The sequence below is a fragment of the Oceanibium sediminis genome (assembly GCF_003265325.1).
GTDB lineage: Bacteria > Pseudomonadota > Alphaproteobacteria > Rhodobacterales > Rhodobacteraceae > Halovulum > Halovulum sediminis.
The window spans coordinates 1-22,380 of sequence record NZ_QGNX01000020.1; the positions used below are offsets into that span (position 1 = coordinate 1).

Genomic DNA, 22,380 nt, shown 5'->3' on the forward strand with positions numbered 1-22,380 from the left:
CGCCGCCGCTCTCGCTGAGCGGCGCGGTCTTGGCGCAGCATAAGTGGCGGCTTCTCTGTCCTAGGAGAGACTGGTTCGCATTCGTGTGACAGCACTCCTCAGGATAATCATCCTGTCAGATTTCCATTTCACCCACGGCTGCTGCATAGGGCAGATCGACTGACGGCATGCCGCAGTTGATGCCAAGCGCCGTGTCACGGCCCACCGAGGAGACGCAGGCGAACAGGAACGGGTAGACGGTGTTCTCAACGAACCGCACCGGAGCGACCTTGGCGATCGCGGCCACCGTTTCCGGTGAGAGGCGGTGATCGCAGGCGACCGCCTCCAACCGGACAGGGTCTATCCGGGGGGTATGTGCGGCGTCCTCAAGGCTCATCCCGTGATCCACCACGAAAGAGATCATCTGCAGGACCGAGGGGGGCACACGCCGCCCGCCCGCCGCCCCCAGCGCGAGGATCGGCGCGCCGCCACGCCGCACCAGCATCGGACAGGCATTGGTCAGGGGATATTTGCCAGGACCTATGGAATTGGCGTGTCCCGGTTCAGGGTTGAACCAGAACATCCCGTTGTTCATCAGCAGGCCGGAGGACAGCAGTGACACTTTGGAGCCAAAGCGGGCACCCATCGTATTGGTCAAAGCGGCCATGCCGCCGTTCTTGTCCACGACGCTGACGTGGGTCGTGCATTTCTCGTTCGGGTTGTCGTCGCCCATGGCGGAATAGCGTTCCTGCCACAACTCGCGCATCAGCAGGGCGAAACCTGCGTAATCCGCCGGGCTGGGGGGCTGTCCGGACGGAGCAAAGCGGTGTTCGGCCTGTTCGAAGAACCGCATCACGGTTGGCGCTCCGTTCAGGCCGGGCACACCCAGCAATTCCGTGTCGCGATAGGGCTGCACCTGGGGGGCGCTGACGCGCGCGCGGTAAGCGGCCAAGTCGTCCAGCGTCCAGTTGCGCCCGAGAGCGGCCATGTCGGCGACGATCCGCGCGCCGATCTCGCCCTCGTAGAAATCTCGCGGCCCATTCTTCTGCAGCAGGCGCAGGAAATCCGGCATCATAGGGTCGCGCACAATCTCTGACGCATCGTCGCTCTCGCTGACGGGGGGGAAAAGACCGTCGCGCAGGAACACATCGCGGGTGTGCGGAAACCGCGAGATCTGTCGCGCTTCCACCGCGATGGCGAAAGATGTGTACCAGCCTACCGGGATGCCACGCTCGGCCAGCGGGATCACGAATTCCAGCGCGTCGCCCCAGGACAGAGTGCCAAAGGCGTCAAGTGCAGCGGCAAAGCCATCGATCGCTCCTGGGAGGAGAATTGAGTGCGGGCCGACCGTGTTGCGGTCTTCGGCGACCTTGGGCCACTGGAACGGGCCGTGCCGACCGGGCACGCCGGCCAGCGGATAGTTGGCGGGGTTGGCATCGACTGCCGCCTTCATTGAGAAATTCACTGCTCCCCCGCCGCGATCAGGTAGGTCAAGTACCAGAAACCCGCCGCCGCCCAGCCCACTGCTCCAAGGCTCGACCACATGCAGAGCCAGCGCCGTGACGATGGCGGCATCGACCGCATTGCCTCCTGCCGCCAACGCCCGCGCGCCGGCGGTCGCGGCAATGGCGCTTTGCGCCACGACGACGCCGCCCTCGGTCAGAACCGCGGGTTTCGATAGGTGCCAGTGCTGGTGACGGTCCTCCTTTACCAGCGCATGGACCGGTCCCGTCATGCCTCGGCCGAGAACAGTTGTTCTGCCTTCGGCGAATAGCGGGCCACCTTGTCCGGATCCAGCGTGACGCCAAGCCCGGGGACGGCGGGGATCGACAGCAGGCCGTTTTCGTCCAACTCAAACGGTTCGGTCAGCAGCCCGTCGACATAGGCGCTGCCGCCGATATACTCGACGAGTTCGACATTGGGCAGCGCGGCGGCCAGCTGCAAATCGGCCGCCAGGCCAAGCGCCGTGTTCCAGCCGTGGCCCACGTACGTCACGCCGAAATCCTGCGCCGTCTGGGCGATCCGCCTTTGTTCTGACAAGCCGCCGACCTTGGTGACATCCGGCTGCACGATGTCGAAGGCACCCTGAACCAGGAAAGGCAGGAAGGATTGACGCCGTGTTAGCACCTCGCCCCCGGCGATAGGCACACGGCTGGTCTTACGCAGGGTCACGAAATCCTCCAGCGCATCGGGCACCAGCGCCTCCTCGAACCAGCCGACGTCGTGGGCGGCCAGCATGTCGGCGGTTCGCAGCGCCCACTTCAGCCCGTTCGGCCAGTAGGCGTCGCTGCCTCCGGCATCCACGAACAGCTTGCCGCACTCGGGCAGTTCCGCTCTCGCCGCCGCCACAATCGCCTCGTCCAGCTTCGGGTCGTCCCGGCGCCCGAACGGACCCCAGCCGATCTTGAAGGCACGGAATCCCTGCTCACGGAAACGCACGATCACCTCGCCCATTGCGTCCGGTTCCTCCATCAGGACCGAGCAATAGGGCTGCACCTTTTCGCAATGGCGCCCGCCGATCAGCATGCTGACTGGCAGACCGGTCACCTTGCCCAGAATGTCCCATAGCGCAATGTCGATGCCGCTGATCGCATTGGTCAGTGTGCCGCCACGGCCGAACCAGAAGCTGTTCTGATGCAGTTTCTCGCTGACCCGTTCTGGTTCCAGCGCGTTCTCACCCAGAAACAGCGAGGATAACTGCGTCACCGCCGCCTCGGTCAGGCGGCCATCGGTAAACACGCTGCCGAAGCCAGTAATCCCGGCATCCGTATGAACCGCGATCAGTGTGTGGATCGAATCCGTTGGCTTGATCTCGTTCGACCAGCCTCCGGGGGGGCTGTCGCCGAACAGCGGGGCGGCCACGATGTCGGTGATGCGGACCGGCGGAAGCGCCTGCGACCTTTCCTGGATCATGTCTCGCTCCTTTGCCGCGTCGCTGGCGATGATTGACACTCCAGAAAATAGTATACAATAATACGAAACCTGCAAGTCTGGACTGGAGAGTCGCATGGTCGACGCCGTGAGCCGCATTGCGGCTGATATCGATTTCGAGCAGCAGGGGCGGCAATCGGGCTATCTGCGCGCACCGCTGTCTCGCAACACCTCGGGCTGGGGGATCGTCGAGATTCCCATCGTCGTGGTCAAGAACGGTAGCGGCCCGACCGTGCTGTTCACCGGCGGTATCCATGGCGATGAATACGAAGGCCCGATTGCTGTGTCAGAGCTTGCGCGCACGCTCGATCCCGGGGCGGTGCAGGGCCGGGTGATCCTAATGCCCGCCGTCAATATTCCCGCCGTTCTGAACGACACGAGGCTGTCGCCGGTGGATGACCGCGATATGAACCGCTGCTTTCCGGGCAACCCAAAGGGTACGTTCAGCGAGATGTTGGCGCATTATCTGGATGCGGTGATCCTGCCGATGGTCGATGCCTCGGTCGATCTGCACACTGCCGGGCATTCGGGCGATTCCATACCCTCGACGAACATGCATCACATCGCCGACCCGGATGGCATGGCCCGGACGCTTGCCGCCGCCGAGGCTTTTGGCGCGCCCTTCAACGTCGTCTTCGCCGGGGTAGACGAGGGTGCAACGCTAACCTCATCCGTGGAACGGCGGCGCATCCTGTCGCTGGGCACCGAACTGGGTGGCTGGGGCCGCGTGAACATCGAGGGTGTGCGCATCGCCCGCCGCGGGCTGCGCCGGTTCCTGCATTTCATGGAGGTGGCCGAGGCCCCGCCTGCCGATGACGACCAGCGGACCCGGCATATGCAGGTGGGCGACCGGGCGCATTATTCCTTTGCGCCGCAGGCTGGCACGTTCGAGCCTTGCAACATGGTGGGTCAAACCGTGCGAGCGGGCGACCCGGCGGGCTTCCTGCATTTCGTCGAGGACGTAGACCGCGACCCGATCGAGGTGTCTTACAAACGCGACGGCATCCTGTGGATGTCGGCGGGGCCGGGGCGCGTGGGGCGCGGGGATACTGTGGCCGTGGTGATGAACGACTACGATGGCGGAAAGGTCTGACATGCCGCGCATTCTGATGCTGGACTGCAAACAGGAAATCTCGTCGTTCAACCCGCTGCCTTCGGAATACGGGAACTTCCACATCTCCCATGGCGACGAATTGTTGGCACATCGGGGCCTGAACACCGAGATCGGCGGCGCTCTGTCGGTCTTCGATGCCGCCGGCGAGATCGAGGTCGTGCCCACTATCGCCGCCCGCGCCGGCAGTGCGGGGCTGTTGTCCGCCAAGGGTTGGGCGCAACTGTCGGACGAAATCCTGACGGCCGTCGCGGACCGGATCAACACGGTCGATGCCGTCTATGCCTCGCTGCATGGTGCCATGGGCGCAGACGGGGAATTGGATCCCGAAGGCCACTTGTTGACAGAGATCCGCCGGATGCTTGGCCCGGACAGGCGGCTGGTGATCTCGCTGGACCTGCACGGGATCTGCACAGACAGGATGCTGCGCCAAATCGACGGGCTGACGCTGTACCACACCTATCCCCATGTGGATTTCGCCGATACCGGGACTCGCGCCGCGCGGCTGCTACTGAAGCTGATGGACAGCCAGGCGCGCCCGGTCATATCCCGTGTTGTGGTCCCGGCGCTTGTGCGCGGGAACGAGCTGATCACCGCCATGGGTTGCTACGGCGACTTGATCCGGGAATGCCAGCGGCTGGAGCGGGACGGGACGGCGCTGGCGGCGGGGATAATGATAGGCAACCCGTTCACGGATGTGCCGGAACTGTGCACACAGGTTCTGGTGATGACCGAAGCCGACGCAGACGTGGCAAAAGAGGAATCCCTGCGGCTGGCAAAGGAGTTCTGGCCGAAACGTCACCTGATGCAGGCCAACTTGATCGAATTGCCGCGCGCCATCGCGCAGGCACGCACGATGACCGGCCCCTTGCTTTTCACCGACGCGGCAGATGCGACCTCGTCAGGGGCGACCGGTGATTCCAACCTGATCCTGAAGGCGTTACACGAGGCCGACCATCCTGGCCGCGTTCTGGCGCAGATTGTGGACCCCGAGGCCGCTGCAGCCGCCCATAAGGCTGGCGTTGGCGCTACGGTCAACGTCACGCTCGGCGGGGCCATCGACCCGGACCGCTTTCCGCCAATGCCGGTGACTGCGCAGGTTGCACTGCTCTCCGATGGCGAAGCGCGGCTGGAAACCATGGGCACCCCGCTGGAGGCCGGGCCGTCGGCCGTCCTGCGGTTTGGCAATTTCACTGTCGTGGTGCTCAGTCGCTCGGTTAGCCTGTTCGACCGGGCGCTCTATTATTCCAATGGCTGCAACCCGCGCGACTTCGACCTGATCGTGCTGAAATCGCCGCATGCCGAATTCCATATGTACGACGCCTGGGTTGAAAAGAATTTCAACATCGACGTGCCGGGGGCGACCTCGGCCAACCTGCCGACCCTTGGGCACACGATCTGCGCAAGGCCGATGTATCCGCTGGACGACGGCGTGACCTTCACGCCCGAGGCGGTGGTCTACCGACGGGGGACGACATGAAAATCGAGGCAGTCGATTTCTTCTACCTGTCTATGCCCGAGGTGACGACTGCCGCCGATGGCAGCCAGGATGCGCTGTTGGTGCGCGTCGCCGCCGGCGGCCATGTCGGCTGGGGCGAGTGCGAGGCGGCGCCGTTGCCTTCGATCGCGGCCTTCGTCTGCCCGATGTCGCACGGCGCTTGCCGCCCCGTTGCGGCTTCGGTGCTGGGCGCCCGGGTGGAAAGCCGGCAAGACATCGCTGCGATCTCACTCCGCGTGGCGCATGACAGCATGGACCTGCTGCAGGCAGCGCACACTCTTTCGGGAATTGAGATGGCGCTTTGGGATTTGTTAGGGAAAGCCCGCGACGAGCCCGTGTGGCAGATGCTGGGCTATGACCGGTCGGAAACCAAGATCCCCTATGCCTCGCTGTTGTTTGGCGACACCGCCGACGAGACGAGGGAACGTGCGCAAAAGGCCCGGTCCGATGGGTTCAGGGCGATGAAATTCGGCTGGGGTCCGATTGGTACGAAGACGGCCTCCTATGACGCAGACCATTTCAACGCTGCCCGTGAGGGGGGCGGCGAGGACAGCCATCTGATGGTCGATGTGGGCCAAATCTTTGTCGAGGATGTCGAGGCTGCAGCGGACCGCCTGCCCGCGTTGGAAGCGGCCCGCGCGACCTGGTACGAAGAGCCGTTCTCTGGTCACGCCTTCGAGGCCTATGCCGCGCTGGGAGCACATGATTCGGCGGTCGGAATTGCCGGGGGTGAGGCGGCGCATAACGTGGCGATGGCCCGGCATCTGATGGATTTCGGCCATGTGAAGTTCATCCAGATCGACTGCGGCCGGATCGGCGGTATTGGTCCCGCGCATGATGTGGCAGAGTTGGCCGCCGCGCGGAGCGTCACTTACGTCAACCACACCTTCACCACGCATCTGGCGCTGAGCGCGTCCCTGCAGCCGTATGCCGGGCGCGCCGGCGACCGGATCTGCGAATATCCCGCCGATCCTAGCCCGCTCGCCCAAGCGGTTGCGACCAATCCAATCCTCCGCAATGCCGAGGGCGAGATCCAGGCGCCCGAAGCGCCGGGCCTTGGCATCACGGTCGATACCGAGGCGCTTAAGCCCTATTTGGTCGACACTGAAATCAGGGTCGGCGGCAAGATCCTGTATTCCACTCCGTCACTGGGCTGATCCGCGACGGTCGACCGGCCGGATATCCCTTTCCTGTTCTCGGACCAGCACGCCAGGCCGGTCTGCAGTGCCTATGGTGACCTTCCGGGCGCGCGCCCGCATCCAGATGCCCTCGCCGTCCCCCGAAGAACGCACATGGATCGACCGGACCATCGGGGCCGGAAAGCCTGTGAGCCTATTGTTCGTGGACAGCTCGACCGGATCTGTCAGCACGCGCTGAATGGACAGGGATTGCTGTGTCATGACCTCGTTGCGAGGCGTCGCGAAACTGATGAACCTGGCCAAGACGGGGCAGACATCCAGATTCATGTGTGCGAACAAAGGCTTTGGCCACACGCCCGTGACCAAGATCGGGCTGTGACACCCATCGCTCGCGGGGGCGGATGTCCGTTGCGTTTTTGGCCCGTGCGGCCCCGACCCATTGGCGCGACTGAGAACGTATTCCGGCGCATGGCCATGGGCCAGTTTGGTTGGCTGAGCATGGGGCGGCGCAACGGGCCGAGGCGGCATCAGGTTTCGCCCACTGCGGCCAGCCGGGGCGCAAGGTCCGCGCGCAGGGCGGCTATCAGGTCTAACCCCTCGGTGTCGTCCAGTTCCTGCGCCTTTGCGCCAGGTGTCGGGTGGGGCGCCGTGCAGCAGGAGGCCGAGGCCACCAACCTCACGTGGAACGGCGATGCCCCCAAGGTCGAGCATCTTTGGGGGCAGGTCCTGAAGGCCGGCCTGCAAGTCGGACCGGCTGCCGTGACGAATGCCGGGGCCTTTGGCCAGCAGGGGGACGCGGCTGCTGGTTGCCTATCATTTGGACGATGTTTGGCCGGTCGGTCATGGGGACGCTCCTTTGGGGGGCGCTTTGGCTAGATGGCAGGACACCTCGCGCCCGTCGGCCAGCGCGCGAAGGCGCGGTGGGTCGGTGCGGCATTGTGCGACGGCGATAGGGCAGCGTGTGTGAAATCGGCATCCGGGCGGCGGGTTGGCGGGACTGGGTACGTCGCCCTCGATCGTGAAGAATGATTTGCGCCCCTTGCGCGCCGAGGGGACCGAGTTCAGAAGAGCTTGGGTGTAAGGATGCGCGGGGGCCTCGAAGATGGCGCGGCGGGCTCCGATCTCGACTATCTGCCCCAGATACATTACGGCGACGCGGTCCGAAATGTGGTGCACGACGCCCAGGTCGTGGGAGATGAACAGATAGGTCAGGCCCAGGTCCCGGCGCAGGTCGGACAGCAGGTTCAGGGTTTGCGCCTGGACCGAGACGTCGAGGGCGGAGACCGCCTCGTCCAGGACCAGAAGTGCAGGGGCTAGCGCAAGGGCGCGGGCGATGCAGACGCGCTGGCGCTGACCGCCGGACATCTCGTGAGGGAAGCGGCCGGCTTGCCAGATCGACAGGCCGACGCGGTCCAGTAGGTCGCGCAGCTTGCGTTCGCGGGTGACCGGATCGCCGACGCCGTGGACGACGAGGGGTTCGACGATCAACTCGCCCACGGTCATACGGGGGTTGAGGGAGCCGAACGGGTCTTGGAACACGATCTGCATCCGGCGGCGGAGGGCGCGCATCTCGGCCGGGGGCAGGGACAGGATGTCGGTGCCGTCGAAAGTGACGCTGCCTGCCGTCGGTTCCACTAGCCGCAGGATCAGGCGGCCTGTCGTAGTCTTGCCGCAGCCGCTTTCGCCGACCAGACCCAGCGTTTCGCCCACGCCGATGTCAAAGCTGATGTCGTCGACGGCTAGGATGCGCCGGCGTTTCTTCAACCCGCCGGACGATCCAGTCAGGAACTCCTTGCGCAGACCGCGGACGGACAGCAGCGGATCCGGCGTGCCTGTCATGGAAAACGGTAGTCCGTGTTGCGGATGCAGGCCGCACTGTGGTCCGCTCCCACCGGTATCAGCATCGGCCGCGCGGTTTCGCAAACCGGGCGCATGTGGTCGCAGCGCGGGGCAAAGCGGCAGCCCGGGGGCAGGTCGTGGATCGGCGGGACCGTGCCGCGAATGGCGTTCAGGCGTGTGGGCTCGCCCTCCAGCTCGGGAATGCTGGCCAGCAGCGCCTCGGTGTAGGGGTGGCGGGGGTGGGTGAAGATGTCATTAGCCGTCGCCTCCTCCAGCACCTGACCGAGGTACATGATCATTACGCGGTCGGTGAACGCCGAGACGACACCAAGGTCGTGGCTGATAAAGATGATCCCCATGTGGTATTCGTCCTGCAGATCCAGCATCAAGTCGAGGATCTGCGCCTGGATCGTGACATCCAGCGCGGTGGTTGGCTCATCCGCGATCAGAAGCTGCGGCTGGCAGATCAGGGCCATGGCGATCATTACCCGCTGGCGCATCCCGCCTGACATATGATGCGGATAGTCGTCGATGCGCTGTTCAGGCGAGGGGATGCCGACGCGACGCAGCGCCTCAATCGCGCGGTTGCGGGATTCGGCGCGGCTGACGTTGAGGTGGCGGCGGGCGGTCTCGGCAATCTGCTCGCCCACCGTCAGGACCGGGTTCAGCGCCGTCATCGGTTCCTGGAAGATCATGCCCATCCGCGCGCCCCGCAGGGATTCCAACCGCGATTCGCTGGCGGAGAGTATATCTTCGCCAGCCAGTTGCAGCCGGGTAGCGGTTACGCGTCCGCCGCGCGGAAGAAGGCGCATCAGGGCCAGCGCCGTCATGCTTTTGCCGCTGCCGGATTCGCCCACGATCCCCAGCGTTTCGCCGGGGGCCAGCCGGAAGGACACGCCATTCAGGATGTTGAGACTGCCAAAACTGACGGACAGACCCTCCACATCCAGCAAAGGCGGCGGGGCGGACAGGGTGGGAGGCTGATCGGTGCTGGGCATGCGGCGATCAGCACTCCTGGATGTCGAAGAAGGTGGCGGGTTCGTGCGGCATGATCGTATACTATAATACGATCCGAGTTTAGCAAGCGCGCGTATCCAATCCCGGAGTTTAGAATGCCCCAGCCCAATATCGTTGTCGTTCTTGTGGATCAGATGCGTCGCGACGCTCTGAGTTGTGCGGGCGATCCGAATGTGCGGACGCCCCATATCGACGCGCTGGCGGCGCGCGGGGTGCGGTTCACGGGCTGCAACTCAACCTTTCCGGCATGTGTGCCGTTCCGGTTCTCGATGCTGACTGGGCATTATGCCCATTCGCGCAACGTGCCCGCCTTGGGCTACCGATTGTCCCCGGCCGAGAGGACGCTGGGCGATGCGGTTTCTGCTCAGGGTTATGCCACCGCCTATATCGGCAAGTGGCATCTGTATTCGGCCTATGGCGTCAGCGGAGGGCTGAGCCTGTCGCAGGCTGCGCGGACGCCGATTCCGGCCTCGCACCGGCGCGGGTTCGACTATTGGCGTGGGTTCGAGTTGCGCAACGATTTCTATGATACGTGGGTATTTGCGGATGATGCGTCGGCGCCGGAGCATCTGGAAGGGCATCAGACCGACGCGCTGTTTGACATGGCATTTCGGTATATCGAGCATGATCGGCCTGTGGACACGCCGTTCTTACTGATACTGTCGGTCGAGGCGCCACATCCGCCTTTCATGGCGACGCCGGAGCATCTGGCGCGGGTGCAGGCGCGCGGACCGTGGCGGGCGCGCCCGAATACGGACTTGGGGGCGATCGAGTTTTTCCCGCCGGAATGGTATGATCCGACTGGGCCGGCAGGGGCGATCGAGCCGGCGGATCCCGCCTCGGTCAGGCGGGTGTTCGAGGCCAATATGCAGGCCTATACGGCGATGATCGAGCAGATCGACGACCGCATGGGGGATCTGCAGGCATGTCTGACCCGGGCGGGTTTGCGGGACAAGACAGTGGTGGTGTTCCTGTCTGATCATGGCGAGTTGGCGGGCAGTCACGGGCAACTGGGCAAGGCGCAGCCTTGGGAGGAATCGGTGGGCGTGCCGTTGATCGTGACAGGGCCTGGCGTGGTGCCGGGGCAGGTGACGGACCTGCCGGTGGGGACCGAGGATCTGTTCCCGACCCTCCTCGGGCTGGCTGGCGGGCGGGACGTGGGCCTGCCGGGGCTGGATCTGGCGCCGGTGCTGGCCGGGGGGGCAGAGCCGGAGCGGGACGGCGTTCTGCTGGAATTCGTGACTGAGACCCGGGCCGGGCGGGGGTATTACGACGAGACATGGCGGGGCATTCGCACGCGGCGGCACAAATACACCGTTCTGGGGGATCGCAGCGGCGCGGCTCCTTGGCAGTTGTTCGATTTAGCCGCCGATCCGTTCGAGCAGCGCAATCTGATCGATCATCCGGCAGCGCTGCCGGTCGCGGAATATCTGCATCGCCTGCTCGCGGCGTTGCTGACACAGGCCGGGGACGACTATGCACTGGCGCCTGCTTTCGGGGTGCCGGGACAGTTCTGCGTGGCCCCGGCTACTGGCTAGACGGCCTTGCGATTCGCCTCGATCTGCCGGAGTTGCTTGACCAGATCCTCGTAGTCGACAGCGCGGGTGTATTCGAGGATATGCGCTTCCATCAACCGGTCGAACTTGGCGCGGTCGCCCTCGCGTAGGGCGGCGATGACATCGTCATGCTCGGCCACGATGCTTTTCAGTGTCTTGCGCAGGGTGGCGAGGCCAAAGATGATGGTCAACTGCCTTGACAGCGGTTCCCAACTGCGTACCAGCACCTCGTTGCCGGATAGCTGGCATAGGCCGCGGTGGAATTCGGTGTCCAGCTTGGCGACGCCAAAACTGTCCTCGGCATCCGCGGCGGCGTACATCTGCACCAGGATCCCTTCCAGGGTGGCGATGTCAGCCTCGCCGTTCTTCAGCCGGGCCATCGCCTCGGCCCCTGCCAACTGTTCGAGCGCCAGACGGACGCGCAGGATCTTTTCCAACCCGTCGATATCCACGCTCATCAGGCGCATCCCGCGATAGCGTTCGCTGACCACGACCGACTGACTTTCTAGCAGGCGCAGCGCTTCGCGTACGGGGATTCGACTGACATTCAGCGCACGGGAGACCTCGGCCTCGACGATCCGGTCGCCCGGTAGGAATTCGCCGCGCGCTGTCGCCTCGACGATGGCGTCGACCACCTGATCGACCAGTGTCTTTGTCTCAAGTGGGCCGAGTTTCGACAGCCTCTGGCGGGCCTTACCCGAACTGATCTCTGTCATGTTTTCCAAATCCCTTGACATAGTCTGGCGGGGCGAACATCGTATACGATTATACGATCCTCACACGATGAGCGTTGGTATACTGGCATCGGCGCAAAACGACAAGCTGTCGGAGAATGAGGGCACATCCAACAAGGGAGCACTCAAAACGATGACTATTCACGGAAAATTCGCAACACGTCTGAGGGCGCTAGGCGCGGTCGGTGTTTTTGCACTGGCAACGGCATTTGCGCCGGCGGCCGGAATGGCGCAGGTCAAGGGCGGCGAACTGATCTTCGTTCAGGGCTCGAACCCGCCCAGCCTGGACGGGATGTCGACCTCCTCCCAAGCGTCGCGCAACATAAACATGAACATTTATGAGACCCTTTACGGGTTCAGCGAAGACATCAAGCCGATCCCGATCCTGGCCGAAGGTGTCGAGATTTCAGACGACGGTCTGACCTATGTTTTCACACTGCGGCAGGGGGTGATGTTTCACAATGGCGACGAGATGAACTCGGCCGACGTCAAGGCATCGCTGGAGAGGTATCGCATCGTCGGTGCCACGAAGAACCTGCTGGCGCCGGTGAAGGATATCGAAATAACCGGCGATTATGAGGTGACCTTCCACATGGAGGAGGCGACGCCGACCTTCCTGGAGGCATTTTCCTCGCCGCGCGCACCTGCGGTCATCATTCCCGAGGAGGATGGCGACGCCGAGGCGGGCAAGAACAGCTTTGTCGGGACCGGACCCTACAAGTTCGTCGAATATGTGCCTGACAGCCATGTCACGATCGAGCGGTTCGAGGATTACTCGGCCGACACGCGGTCCGACGGCATCGACGGGTTCGGCGGGCACAAGACCGCGTGGCTGGACAAGGTGACGTTCCGCATCATCCCCGAGCCGGGCGCGCAGGTTGCCGCGCTGGAAGCGGGCGAGGTGCATATCCTTGAGCAGATCCCGATGCCTGCCGCGCGCCGGCTGGAGGATGATCCCGACATCAAGCTCTACGAGAACCTGCGCTGGGCGTTCACCACCTTCATCTTCAATCTGAACGTTCCGCCCAGCGACAACGTCAAGTTCCGCGAAGCCGTTCAGGTTGCGCTGAACATGGAAGCGATCATGGCTATCTCATCCGAGGGTCTTTATACGCTGAACCACCGCTGGCAGTACGAAGACACGGCCTACGATCCCGGCCAGATCGGTGCGGAGTACTATAACCAGGCCGATGCCGAGCGCGCCAAGGCGCTGCTGGACGAAGCCGGGTATAATGGCGAGGAATTCGTCATCCTGACCGACCCCAACATCCCGCAGCACGGTCGTGCCGCGGTGGTGATCGCCGAGCAGCTGAATGCCATCGGCATCAACGCTGTGATCAACCAGGTCGACTGGCCCACGGCTCTGAATATCCGGATGCAGGACGAAGGCTGGAACGGCTGGACCCTCCAGATGGGGATCGAGCCCTATCTTGGTCCGGTTGGTCTGATCGCCACACTGGCCTCGCCCGCGCGGCCGCATTTCGTGGTCCCCGACGCTGGACTTGATGCGCTGTATCAGGAGCTGATCAAGGGTGCGACAGTGGAGGAGCGGTTGGAAACCTTCAAGAAGATCCAGGCGCATCTGTATGAGATTTTCGCGATCATCAAAGTCGGCGATTCCGGCCTGATGCACGCGGCTCGGTCCAACGTGAAGGGGTTCATCCCGTTCCGGTTCCCACGGGTCTATGATGTCTGGCTGGAAGGCTAAGGTCACAGACCGAAACGACCAGCGGCGCTTTTTCTCCCGGCGCCGCTGGCTCTTACTGACCGCCGGGAGATCCCGAAAGCCGCCGATCGCATGACATGATCCGATTTCTTGTCTATCGCCTGCTCAGCGCCATTCCGGTGCTGTTCGTCGTTTCGTTGGTCACGTTTCTGATTATGTGGCTGGTGCCCGGCGATATCTCGGCCGAGATCGGCGGGGTTGACGCCACGCCAGAGGATTTGGCTGCCATTCGCGAACGGCTGGGGTTAGATCGGCCACTTCTGGAGCGGGCGCTGAACTGGTACGCGGCGCTATTGCAGGGCGATCTGGGGCAATCCTATACGCTGAACCGGTCGGTTCTGGGCGCAGTGCTGGAGCGTCTGCCGGTGACGTTGTCGCTAGCGGGGATCGCGCTGGTGCTGGCGACGGCGATGGGGATGCTGCTGGGGATTCTGGCGGCGGTGAGACACAACACACTTTTGGATCAAGGGGCGATGGTGACAGCGCTGGTCGGCCTCTCGATCCCGGATTTCTGGTTCGGCATTGTGATGATCATCCTGTTCGGCGTCTGGCTCGGTTGGCTGCCGACGGGCGGATTCGTCGCCTTTTCCGAAAGCCCGGTGGACTGGGCGCGCAGCATGACGCTGCCGGCGTTTACCCTGGCTATCACGCAGATGGGGGTGATCGCGCGGATGACCCGGTCGGCGATGCTGGATGTCCTCAGCCAGGATTACATCCGTACCGCCCGCGCCAAGGGTATGCGTGCTCGTGCGGTGATCTTTCGCCACGGGCTGCGCAATGCGATGATCCCGATCATCACCGTGGTTGGCGTTCTCAGCGGGGTGCTGCTGTCCGGCGCCGTGGTGATCGAGACGGTGTTCTCGCTGCCCGGCGTCGGGCGGCTGATCATCGGGGCGATCCAGCGGCGCGATTTCCCGATCATTCAGGGCGGGTTGCTGATCACCGCCTGCGTTTTTGTCTTCGTCAATATCCTGGTCGACATAGCCTATGCCTGGTTCGATCCCCGAGGCCGCGATGACAGTTGAGTTGCCTTCGGACACCGTTTCCATCGGACGGGAAATCAAGCTGGCGCGGCGGCGGCGGAGGCTTACCTTTGCGCGGCGACTGTTCTCGCATCCGTCGTTTCTTGTGGGGTTCGTGATCCTGGTTCTATTCACGATGACGGCCTTGCTGGCTGATGTGCTGGCGCCCTACGAGCCGACAAAGATCAACTATCGCTTCATCCTGGCGCCGCCCTCGGCGGAGTTTTGGTGTGGGACGGATGCCTATGGTCGCGATGTGCTGAGCCGGATCATCTATGGTACCCGCGTGTCGCTGCGGATCGGGGTGTTTGTCGTGGTGATGACCGGGATTCTGGGCACGTTGCTGGGCACGCTGGCGAGCTATGTAAAATGGCTGGACGGGCTAATCATGCGGTCGCTGGACGGGCTGATGGCGTTTCCCGGTGTGCTGCTGGCGATTGCCCTGGCGGCTGCGCTGGGGCCTTCGGAGATCAATGCGATCATCGCGCTGACCGTCACCTTTACCCCGCGGACGGCGCGGATCGTGCGGGCCAGCGTGATCGTGGTGCAGGGGATGCAGTTCATCGAATCCGCCCATGCGGTCGGCGCCGGGCACGGGCGGATCATTTTTCGGTATATTCTGGCCAATGCGCTGTCACCCCTGATCGTGCAACTGACCTTTGTCTTTGCCGTGTCGATCGTTGCAGAGGCGATCCTGAGCTTTCTAGGCGTAGGTCCGCCGCCGCCCGCGCCTTCGCTGGGCAATATTATTGCCGAAGGGCGCAGCAACATTCAGGAGGCATGGTGGATTGCCGTGTTTCCCGGTCTGGTGATCGCGGTGGCGGTTCTGGGGCTGAACCTGATGGGCGACGGGCTGCGCGATATACTCGACCCCCGCCACAGTGGCGCGCGGGACAAAACCTGACGGCGGATGGCTAGTTCAGGATCAGATCGGGCAGCATCAGCGACAGTTGCGGGATGAACGTCACTGCGATCAGCAGGATCGCCATCAGGCCGAGGAACGGCAAGATCCCCCGGATGACCTCGGACACCGGTGCCCTGGCGACGCCCGACAGGACAAACAGGTTTAGACCGACCGGTGGGGTCAGCATCGCCATCTCTATGTTTATCACAACGATGATGGCGTAGTGGACCGGGTCGATGCCGAATTGGTCAAACAGCGGCATTACAAGGGGGACGGTGATCAGGACGATGGCCAGACCTTCCAGCACCGTGCCCAGGAGCAGCATGATTAAGCTCATCAGGACCAGGAATTGCCAGGGCTTCAGGTCGATCTGATTGACGAATTCGACCAGCCGGACGGGCATGCGGGTCTCGGTCAGCCAGTGGCCGAAGAGTTGTGCGGCCAGAACGATCATGATGATCGCTGCTGACCGCCGCATGGCAAGCGCGGTGATCGGGACGACCTCGCGCCAGCTGCAACCACGATACACGGCGAGGCTAACCAGAATGGCGAGGAAAGCGGCGAGGGCCGCGGCTTCGGCGATGGTCGCGTAGCCGCCGTAGATACCCACGAAGATCATGATGGGGATCAGGACCGCCGGGATCGCGCGCAGATTGGCGCGGAGGAACTCTGGCAGGCTGGGCGGGTCGAGGCGCGGGAGGTTGTTACGATGGCCGTAATATAGGATGTAGCCGGCGAACATCAGTCCCTGGATCAAGCCGGGAATGATGCCGGCAAGGAACAGGCGGGGGATCGAGGCTTCGGCGATCAACCCGTAGATCACGAGGATGATCGATGGCGGGATCAGGATGCCCAGTGTGCCCGAGGCGCCGACCACTCCCAGCGCGAAGGGCCGGTCATAGCCGCGCGCCAGCATCGCGGGCACAAGGATTGTCGCCATGGCCAGCGCCGTCGCCACCGACGAACCCGAGACGGCGGCGAAGACCGTCGTTGCACCCACGCAGGTCAGACCCAGACCGCCGCGCAGCCGGCCTAGCCAGACTTCTGCCATGTCGATCAGGCTTTTGGCGATGCCGCCGCGTTCCATGAATTGAGCCGCGATGACGAAGAACGGGACGGCGAGGATGGTCTGGCCGTTCAGCTTGTCGATGGCGACCTGCGCGACAGAGATGCCCGGCGTATGGCCGGTCAGCAGCAGGATCAGCGACAACCCACCAAGGGCCGCAAAGATGGGAATGCCAAGGAACAGCAGCGTCAGAAGGCACGCGAAGACGGCCAGCAGCATGTCAGACTTCTTCCGGCTCGACGCGCTGCCGGATCAGGGCGATCAGCTCGATCAAGTAGCGCAGGCTGCAGGCGGCCATGGAGACTGGCAGGGCGGCATAGAACCACGCGGTGGGGATCTGCAGGAAGGATGGGCCGCGTTCGTCCCATGCCAGAGCGAAGGCGACGACCTTGTAGCCGAACCAGGTTAGCGCGACGCAAAAGGCGAGACCGGCGAGAGAGGCCAGGATGTTGGCCACATGGACAAAGCGGGGGCCGGTGAGGCGCAGGAAGAAATCGGCGCGGATCTGTTCGCCGTTCGCCACGCAGGCGGCGGCTGAGATCAACAGAGCCCAGGCGACGAGGTAGATCGTGATCTCCTGGATCCAGCCGCCGCTCCAGGGATGGGAGATCAGGCGTAGGACCATGCCCAAGAGGAACAGCACCAGTGCGCACAGGGCCAGAACGCTGCCGATATAGCCTTCGACGGATTTCCACATGGGCGGGGTCTCTGGTGTGCGGCAGGAAAAGGGCGGCCCGGGGCCGCCCCTTGCGGGTCAGTCGCCTAGCACGGCGGCGGCGCGGGCGACGAAGTCCGGGTCCATCCGCGTTGCCGCGACAATCTCATCCTGACGGGCCAGCAGCCGGGCGCGGAAGGCTGCGAGTTCGGCGGCTTCAGCCTGGACCGTCGAAATGCCATGCTTCATGCCTTCGACCCGCGCGTCGGCCTGACGGCTGGCGGCCAGCGTGCGCGCGTCGCCAACAGTGTCGGCCCAGGCTTGGGTGACGGTCTGCTGCAACTCCGGGCCCAGCTTGTCCCAGGTCGGTTTGCCTATCATCGGAACGTAGACGAGGAAGCTTTCCTGGGTATCGATGGCGTATTTCAGGCCGGATTCCCACAGTTTCGCGCTGCGGATCGTTTCATGCGTCGTGTTCAGCCCGTCGATGCTGTTCTGCGCTAGCGCGATCGGCACGTCGGCAAAGCTGATCGCCACGGATTCCACGCCCATCTCGTCATAACGGACTTTGGATGCGGGGCTGCCGGGAACGCGCAGTTTCAGTCCGTCCAACGCAGCAAGCGAAGTGGCCGGCGTCTCTGTCGTGAAGATCGTGGTGTGGCCAAGGTCCAAGTAGGGGCCGATGACCTTTACGTTTAGCTTTGCCTCGATCTCGTCGTTCAGTTCGGCGCCAACCTCGCCGTCGAGGACCGCATGCACCTCGTCGGCCGAGCGGCCGTAGAACATCGGCAGATCTAGCAGGCCGGTATTGGGTACGACGCTGCTGAGATAGAGGATGATTGGCACTCCCATTTCGACCCCGCCCTGCGCCAGCGCTTTGGGCACGTCTGGCCCTTTGAACAGTTGCGACGAGGGGAAGACCTGTACGTCCAGCTTGCCCTCGGTGCGCTCTGCCAGCGTGTTGACGAACTTTTCCAGCGCTATGTTGCGAACGTGGTTCGGGCCGGTATTGAGCGAAATCCGGAACGGAATCTCCTGGGCCTGAACTGGCGGGACTGCGGTAATCCCAAGCGCCACAGCGGCGGCCAAAGCACCAAATACCTTCATCTTCTCCTCCCTTGACGGTTTTCGAACCCTCCCGGTCCGAAGGGCAAAGCGGCCCTTGACAACAGACGATAAGCGAGAAAATTTATACGGACAACCTAATAAATCGAAAAGCGAGATCCGGTGCCCTTCCGCAGCCTTCTGTTCACCCCAGCGACACGGCTGGACCAGTTGCCCAAGGCTTTGGTGGCGGGGGCCGACTGGGTCGCGCTCGATCTGGAGGATGGCGTCGGGTCGGGCGGCAAGGTTACGGCGCGCGCCGCCATGCGGGCGTTTGCGGGCGACGGGATGGGGGCCGTTGCGGGCCAGGTGGCGGTGCGGATCAACACGCTGTCGTCTGCGGACGGGATCCGCGACATGGCGGCGATGCTGGACTGGCCGGTGTGGCCCGGGATGGTGATTTTGCCCAAAGTTTCCGCCCCGTCGGAAGTGGCTCAGCTGGTGGCGCTCGCGGCGGGATGCGGTCAGGCACCTGTGATCATGGCGGTGCTGGAAACGGCGGCCGGGATCGCTTGTGCCGACCGGATCGCCTGTGCGTTGCCGAAGACTGGGGCACTTGGCTATGGCTCGGTCGATCATACGGCGGAGACGGGGGGCGAGATGTCGGACCCGGCGTTGGCCTGGGCGCGGGGGCAGATCGTGAATGCGGCGGCGATTGCGGGGATTCCGGCGATGGACGGCGTGTGGCTGGATTTTCGCGACCCTGTCGGGCTGGAGGCCGAGGCGCGGATGGTCAAGTCGATGGGATTCGCCGGCAAAATTGCGATCCACCCTGATCAGATCGGGCCGATCAACGCGGTGTTTTCTCCGGCGGCCGAGGAACTGGAGGTGGCCCGGGCGATGCTGGCTGCCGCGGACGCGGCGGGGGGCGGGGCGTTTTCCTACAAGGGCAAGATGGTGGATGCGCCGGTCCTTGCCCGGGCGCGCCGGATCGTGGGGGGAGTGCCGGAATGAGTAGAGGCTGCATAATCGGGTTATGGCCCGAGAGAGGATTTCGAGCGCCCTTCCGCTCGGAATCAAGCCTAAGGCGCAGGGCAGCGTCGGCCCGCCCCACCGGTTTGGCGCTTTCGCAGCTGGGGTACTCAGTCCTAATTTCAGATGCAGTTTGCTGCAATAATGCGCGCCGCTCAAGCGTTGCCGTATCACCCCGTGGGCCGGGGCTGCCCGGCTTTCGCGGCACATGCCGTCTGGCGATTCCGTCGCCGGGGCTGGCATTCAAACAATGACACATCGGATGACGGACATCATGGAAAGGTGCATAAAATGACCCGGAGACTCAACGGTTTGACCCATGTGGAAGGGGCGCGGTTCCGCGAGGATCCGGGGCTGAGCTATGAAGATTTCGAGGTTGGTGACATCTATGAGCACTGGCCTGGGCGGACGGTGAGCGAAACCGACAACATCTGGTTCACCAACCTGACGATGAACACCCATCCGTTGCATTTCGACCTGAACTACGCGGCGCAGTCCGAATTCGGCAAGCCGCTGGTGAACTCGACCTTCACGGTGGCGCTGGTGGCGGGGATGACCGTGTCCTCGACCAGCCAGAAAGCCATCGCCAACCTTGGCTGGGAGGAGATCAAGCTGCCCGCGCCGGTCTTTGTGGGCGACACGCTGTATGCCGAGACGGAAATTCTCGGCAAGCGCGAGTCGAAATCCCGGCCCGGCGCGGGGATCGTGCGGGTTCGCCATTCGGGCAAGAACCAGGACGGGGTCTATGTGCTGCACATGGTCCGATCGTTCCTATCGACGCGGTCGGGACAGTCGATCGTCGATACCGTCCGCGACAGGTTGGGCTGACGATGGCGGCCCCCTTGGCAGGTGTGCGGGTTCTGGCGGTCGAGCAGTACGGGGCCGGGCCTTTCGGCACCCAGCATCTGGCCGATCTGGGCGCCGAGGTAATCAAGATCGAGAACCACAAGACCGGCGGGGATTATGCGCGCAGCCTGGGCCCCTTTTTCGTCGAGGGCGCCAGAGCGGATGAGGGCAGCCTGTTTTACCAGTCCATCAACCGCAACAAGCAAAGCATGACGCTTGATCTGGGCAGTCCCGAGGCGACGCCGGTTTTTAACCGCCTGGTCGCCTCGGCCGATGCCGTCGCCAACAACTTACGCGGCGACGTGCCGGAACGCCTTGGGCTGACTTATGACCAGTTAAAGGAAGTGAACCCGGCCATCGTCTGCGCCCATTGTTCCGCCTATGGCCGGACGGGCGAGCGGCGCGACTGGCCCGGATACGACTTTCTGATGCAGGCGGAGGCCGGTTATTTCCACATGAGTGGAGAGCCGGATACGCCGCCCACGCGCATGGGGCTGTCGATTGTGGATTTCATGGCGGGAACGTCGATGGCGCTGGGGCTGGTCTCTGCCGTGCTTGCGGCAAGGACCACCGGTCTGGGGCGGGATGTCGACGTGAACCTGTATGACACGGCGCTGTTCAACCTCAGCTACCTGGCGGCCTGGACACTGAACAGCACCTACGATCCTGCGCGGGTGTCTAGGTCGGCTCATGCAACCCTGGTTCCGTGCCAACTGTTCCGCACCGGGGACGGCTGGATCTACATCATGTGCAACAAGGAAAAGTTCTGGGTCGCCCTGTGCCAGGCAATTGGCCGACCCGAGCTTGCGACCGATCCCGCCTATGCCACATTCGACACGCGGGCCGGCCGCCGCGAGGAGCTGGCGCGGATTCTCGACGAAGCGTTACAAGCCCGGTCCACCAAAGACTGGCTGCGCTGTTTGCAGGGGGTCGTTCCGGTCGCCCCGGTCCGGACCCCGCGCGAGGCATTGACGGACCCCGAAACCCGGCGCGGCGGGCGCATAGAGACGCTAGCGCTGGACGGCGGTGCGGCCTTCGATGTGCTTGCCTCTCCGCTCGATGCGGGCGACAAGCCCGCTTCTAGGCCTTGTCCACCCATGGGAGCGAATACCGATGACATCCTTACCGACTGCGGTTTCTCGCAAGCCGAGATCGATGCCCTGCGCGGGCGTGGCTTAATCTGACGCCGTGCCCGGGGGCCGTCCGAAATATCGGCTGATCGCCGACCACCTGATGGAGGAAATCCGCAAGGGCCGCCACAGGATCGGGGACATGCTACCGACCGAAACCGAACTGATGCGGGCTTATGGCGTTAGCCGGCATACGGTGCGCATGGCGGTGCAGGATCTAAGGACCCGTGGTGCGGTTGCTTCACGTCAGGGGCAAGGGTCCACCGTGGTTTCGGCCACAGGACAGGCGCGGCTGGCCGAGACGATCCAGTCCATCGAGGATCTGATTGCCTTTGGTCAGGAGACACAGCGTTCGTTCCTGTCGAGCCGGGTCGTCGATGCTGACGTGGCCCTGGCAGAGGAACTTGACTGTCGGATTGGGCGTCGCCTGGTAGAGGTGCTGATGCTGCGCAAGGCTTCCGCCACGGGCGATCGGCCGATCGCGCTGGTGACCCTGTATCTGGACTTCGTACTGGAACACGTCGTCGAGGATCTGAGCCAGGTTCAGAAATCGGCGGCGGAAATCATCGAAGGCCGCTTTGGTATCAAGGCGGAATCCGTGGTCCAGTCCATCGAGGCGGCATTGCTGACGGACGCGCAGGCAGCGCAGTTGCAAGCCCGGCCCGGAGACCCCGCCCTGATTATCCGGCGCGACTATTCGACATCGCCGGAGGCCGACCCGTTTCTTGTTGCGCGCTCGATCTGCCGGGCGGATGCCTTCAAGGTCGTGTCACGATTCAGTTGCCTGTCGTGAAAGATCGAACAGGTCTTGTGGCCTTGTCAGAAGTATATGAGTTGAGGCGGGCAGGGCCCTCTCATAGCTTCGCGGCATGAAAAAACGCTCCCCATTTCGCTACTTCAAGACCAGCCCAGAAGTCATCCGTCTGGCGGTGATGCTGTATGTCCGGTTCCCGCCCTCATTTAGGAATATCGAAGACCTACTGCTCGAGCGCGGCATCGACATCAGCCAAGAAACTGTCCGCTTCTGGTGGAACAGATTTGGTCTGATGTTTTCTGCCGAGATCTGGCAAAACCGGGTGAGCCTGATGCGTGCGTACTCGAACTGGCAATGGCATCTGGACGAGGTGTTCGTGAAGATCAATGGTGAGCGA

20 protein-coding genes and 1 pseudogene are annotated in these 22,380 nt (G+C 63.5%); 12 read left to right on the forward strand and 9 right to left on the reverse strand.

What is annotated here, in order from left to right:
- Positions 1 to 115: 115 nt before the first annotated feature.
- Together DJ029_RS20425 and DJ029_RS20430 are read right to left on the reverse strand one after the other, a co-directional pair.
- The gene (locus DJ029_RS20425; protein ID WP_112324332.1) at positions 116 to 1,714 is read right to left on the reverse strand and encodes a gamma-glutamyltransferase; all 1,599 of its coding nucleotides are present in this window, start codon (positions 1,712 to 1,714) and stop codon (positions 116 to 118) included.
- A complete protein-coding gene (locus tag DJ029_RS20430) occupies positions 1,711 to 2,892 on the reverse strand; it encodes a mandelate racemase/muconate lactonizing enzyme family protein (RefSeq protein WP_112324333.1) in 1,182 nt (393 codons plus the stop codon). The genes DJ029_RS20425 and DJ029_RS20430 overlap by 4 nt, the downstream gene beginning before the upstream one ends.
- A gap of 94 nt (positions 2,893 to 2,986) precedes the next feature.
- Between DJ029_RS20430 and DJ029_RS20435 the strand changes: the two genes are divergently transcribed.
- From DJ029_RS20435 to DJ029_RS20445, 3 genes are read left to right on the forward strand one after another with little or no spacing between them, the layout of a single operon-like run.
- Positions 2,987 to 4,003, forward strand: coding sequence for a succinylglutamate desuccinylase/aspartoacylase family protein (locus DJ029_RS20435; RefSeq protein WP_112324334.1), 1,017 nt, complete (start codon positions 2,987 to 2,989; stop codon positions 4,001 to 4,003).
- Position 4,004: 1 nt separating this feature from the next.
- The gene (locus tag DJ029_RS20440) at positions 4,005 to 5,501 is read left to right on the forward strand and encodes a M81 family metallopeptidase (protein ID WP_112324335.1); all 1,497 of its coding nucleotides are present in this window, start codon (positions 4,005 to 4,007) and stop codon (positions 5,499 to 5,501) included.
- Positions 5,498 to 6,676: a mandelate racemase/muconate lactonizing enzyme family protein gene (locus DJ029_RS20445; RefSeq protein ID WP_112324336.1), complete on the forward strand. Its 1,179-nt coding sequence runs from the start codon at positions 5,498 to 5,500 to the stop codon at positions 6,674 to 6,676. Before DJ029_RS20440 ends, DJ029_RS20445 begins: the two co-directional genes overlap by 4 nt.
- Positions 6,677 to 7,185: 509 nt before the next feature.
- Here DJ029_RS20445 and DJ029_RS21845 read toward each other — a convergent pair.
- The 3 genes from DJ029_RS21845 to DJ029_RS20460 form a co-directional block, all read right to left on the reverse strand.
- Complete coding sequence (locus tag DJ029_RS21845; RefSeq protein ID WP_157966469.1) at positions 7,186 to 7,359, reverse strand: hypothetical protein; 174 nt, start codon at positions 7,357 to 7,359, stop codon at positions 7,186 to 7,188.
- A 139-nt stretch (positions 7,360 to 7,498) separates the two neighbouring features.
- Positions 7,499 to 8,497, reverse strand: a complete 999-nt coding sequence (locus tag DJ029_RS20455; protein ID WP_112324338.1) for an ABC transporter ATP-binding protein — start codon at positions 8,495 to 8,497, stop codon at positions 7,499 to 7,501.
- Positions 8,494 to 9,495 (reverse strand): ABC transporter ATP-binding protein, encoded by a 1,002-nt coding sequence (locus DJ029_RS20460; RefSeq protein ID WP_112324339.1) that lies wholly within the window; start codon positions 9,493 to 9,495, stop codon positions 8,494 to 8,496. Before DJ029_RS20460 ends, DJ029_RS20455 begins: the two co-directional genes overlap by 4 nt.
- A 114-nt stretch (positions 9,496 to 9,609) precedes the next feature.
- Between DJ029_RS20460 and DJ029_RS20465 the strand changes: the two genes are divergently transcribed.
- Complete coding sequence (locus tag DJ029_RS20465; RefSeq protein WP_112324340.1) at positions 9,610 to 11,052, forward strand: sulfatase-like hydrolase/transferase; 1,443 nt, start codon at positions 9,610 to 9,612, stop codon at positions 11,050 to 11,052.
- On the opposite strand, the gene DJ029_RS20470 is transcribed toward DJ029_RS20465, so the two are convergent.
- Positions 11,049 to 11,786, reverse strand: coding sequence for a GntR family transcriptional regulator (locus tag DJ029_RS20470; RefSeq protein ID WP_112324341.1), 738 nt, complete (start codon positions 11,784 to 11,786; stop codon positions 11,049 to 11,051). The genes DJ029_RS20465 and DJ029_RS20470 overlap by 4 nt on opposite strands.
- Between DJ029_RS20470 and DJ029_RS20475 the strand changes: the two genes are divergently transcribed.
- The 3 genes from DJ029_RS20475 to DJ029_RS20485 all read left to right on the forward strand — a co-directional run bounded on the left by DJ029_RS20475 (position 11,785) and on the right by DJ029_RS20485 (position 15,456).
- Positions 11,785 to 13,512, forward strand: coding sequence for an ABC transporter substrate-binding protein (locus tag DJ029_RS20475; RefSeq protein ID WP_232823161.1), 1,728 nt, complete (start codon positions 11,785 to 11,787; stop codon positions 13,510 to 13,512). The two genes, DJ029_RS20470 and DJ029_RS20475, sit on opposite strands and share 2 nt — an antisense overlap.
- Positions 13,513 to 13,607: 95 nt before the next feature.
- Complete coding sequence (locus DJ029_RS20480) at positions 13,608 to 14,555, forward strand: ABC transporter permease (RefSeq protein WP_112324342.1); 948 nt, start codon at positions 13,608 to 13,610, stop codon at positions 14,553 to 14,555.
- On the forward strand, positions 14,545 to 15,456 hold the full coding sequence (locus DJ029_RS20485; RefSeq protein ID WP_112324343.1) for an ABC transporter permease: 912 nt from the start codon (positions 14,545 to 14,547) through the stop codon (positions 15,454 to 15,456). The genes DJ029_RS20480 and DJ029_RS20485 overlap by 11 nt, the downstream gene beginning before the upstream one ends.
- 10 nt (positions 15,457 to 15,466) lie before the next feature.
- Here DJ029_RS20485 and DJ029_RS20490 read toward each other — a convergent pair whose 3' ends face one another.
- From DJ029_RS20490 to dctP, 3 genes are read right to left on the reverse strand one after another with little or no spacing between them, the layout of a single operon-like run.
- The gene (locus tag DJ029_RS20490) at positions 15,467 to 16,741 is read right to left on the reverse strand and encodes a TRAP transporter large permease (protein ID WP_112324344.1); all 1,275 of its coding nucleotides are present in this window, start codon (positions 16,739 to 16,741) and stop codon (positions 15,467 to 15,469) included.
- A 1-nt stretch (position 16,742) separates the two neighbouring features.
- A complete protein-coding gene (locus DJ029_RS20495) occupies positions 16,743 to 17,219 on the reverse strand; it encodes a TRAP transporter small permease (RefSeq protein WP_112324345.1) in 477 nt (158 codons plus the stop codon).
- A gap of 57 nt (positions 17,220 to 17,276) precedes the next feature.
- On the reverse strand, positions 17,277 to 18,284 hold the full coding sequence (gene dctP / locus DJ029_RS20500) for a TRAP transporter substrate-binding protein DctP (RefSeq protein WP_112324346.1): 1,008 nt from the start codon (positions 18,282 to 18,284) through the stop codon (positions 17,277 to 17,279).
- 120 nt (positions 18,285 to 18,404) lie between these two features.
- Here dctP and DJ029_RS20505 point away from each other — a divergent pair, with 120 nt between their 5' ends.
- The 5 genes and pseudogenes from DJ029_RS20505 to DJ029_RS20525 all read left to right on the forward strand — a co-directional run.
- Positions 18,405 to 19,235, forward strand: coding sequence for an HpcH/HpaI aldolase/citrate lyase family protein (locus tag DJ029_RS20505; RefSeq protein ID WP_157966470.1), 831 nt, complete (start codon positions 18,405 to 18,407; stop codon positions 19,233 to 19,235).
- 309 nt (positions 19,236 to 19,544) lie between these two features.
- Positions 19,545 to 20,081: a MaoC family dehydratase gene (locus tag DJ029_RS20510; RefSeq protein ID WP_112324348.1), complete on the forward strand. Its 537-nt coding sequence runs from the start codon at positions 19,545 to 19,547 to the stop codon at positions 20,079 to 20,081.
- Positions 20,082 to 20,083: 2 nt separating this feature from the next.
- Positions 20,084 to 21,283, forward strand: a complete 1,200-nt coding sequence (locus tag DJ029_RS20515) for a CaiB/BaiF CoA transferase family protein (RefSeq protein ID WP_112324349.1) — start codon at positions 20,084 to 20,086, stop codon at positions 21,281 to 21,283.
- Between the two features lie 4 nt (positions 21,284 to 21,287).
- Positions 21,288 to 22,022 carry a GntR family transcriptional regulator gene (locus DJ029_RS20520; protein ID WP_112324350.1) on the forward strand — a complete coding sequence of 245 codons (735 nt, stop codon included), beginning with the start codon at positions 21,288 to 21,290 and terminating at the stop codon, positions 22,020 to 22,022.
- Positions 22,023 to 22,098: 76 nt separating this feature from the next.
- A pseudogene (locus DJ029_RS20525) lies at positions 22,099 to 22,380 on the forward strand (IS6 family transposase); the annotation flags it as partial.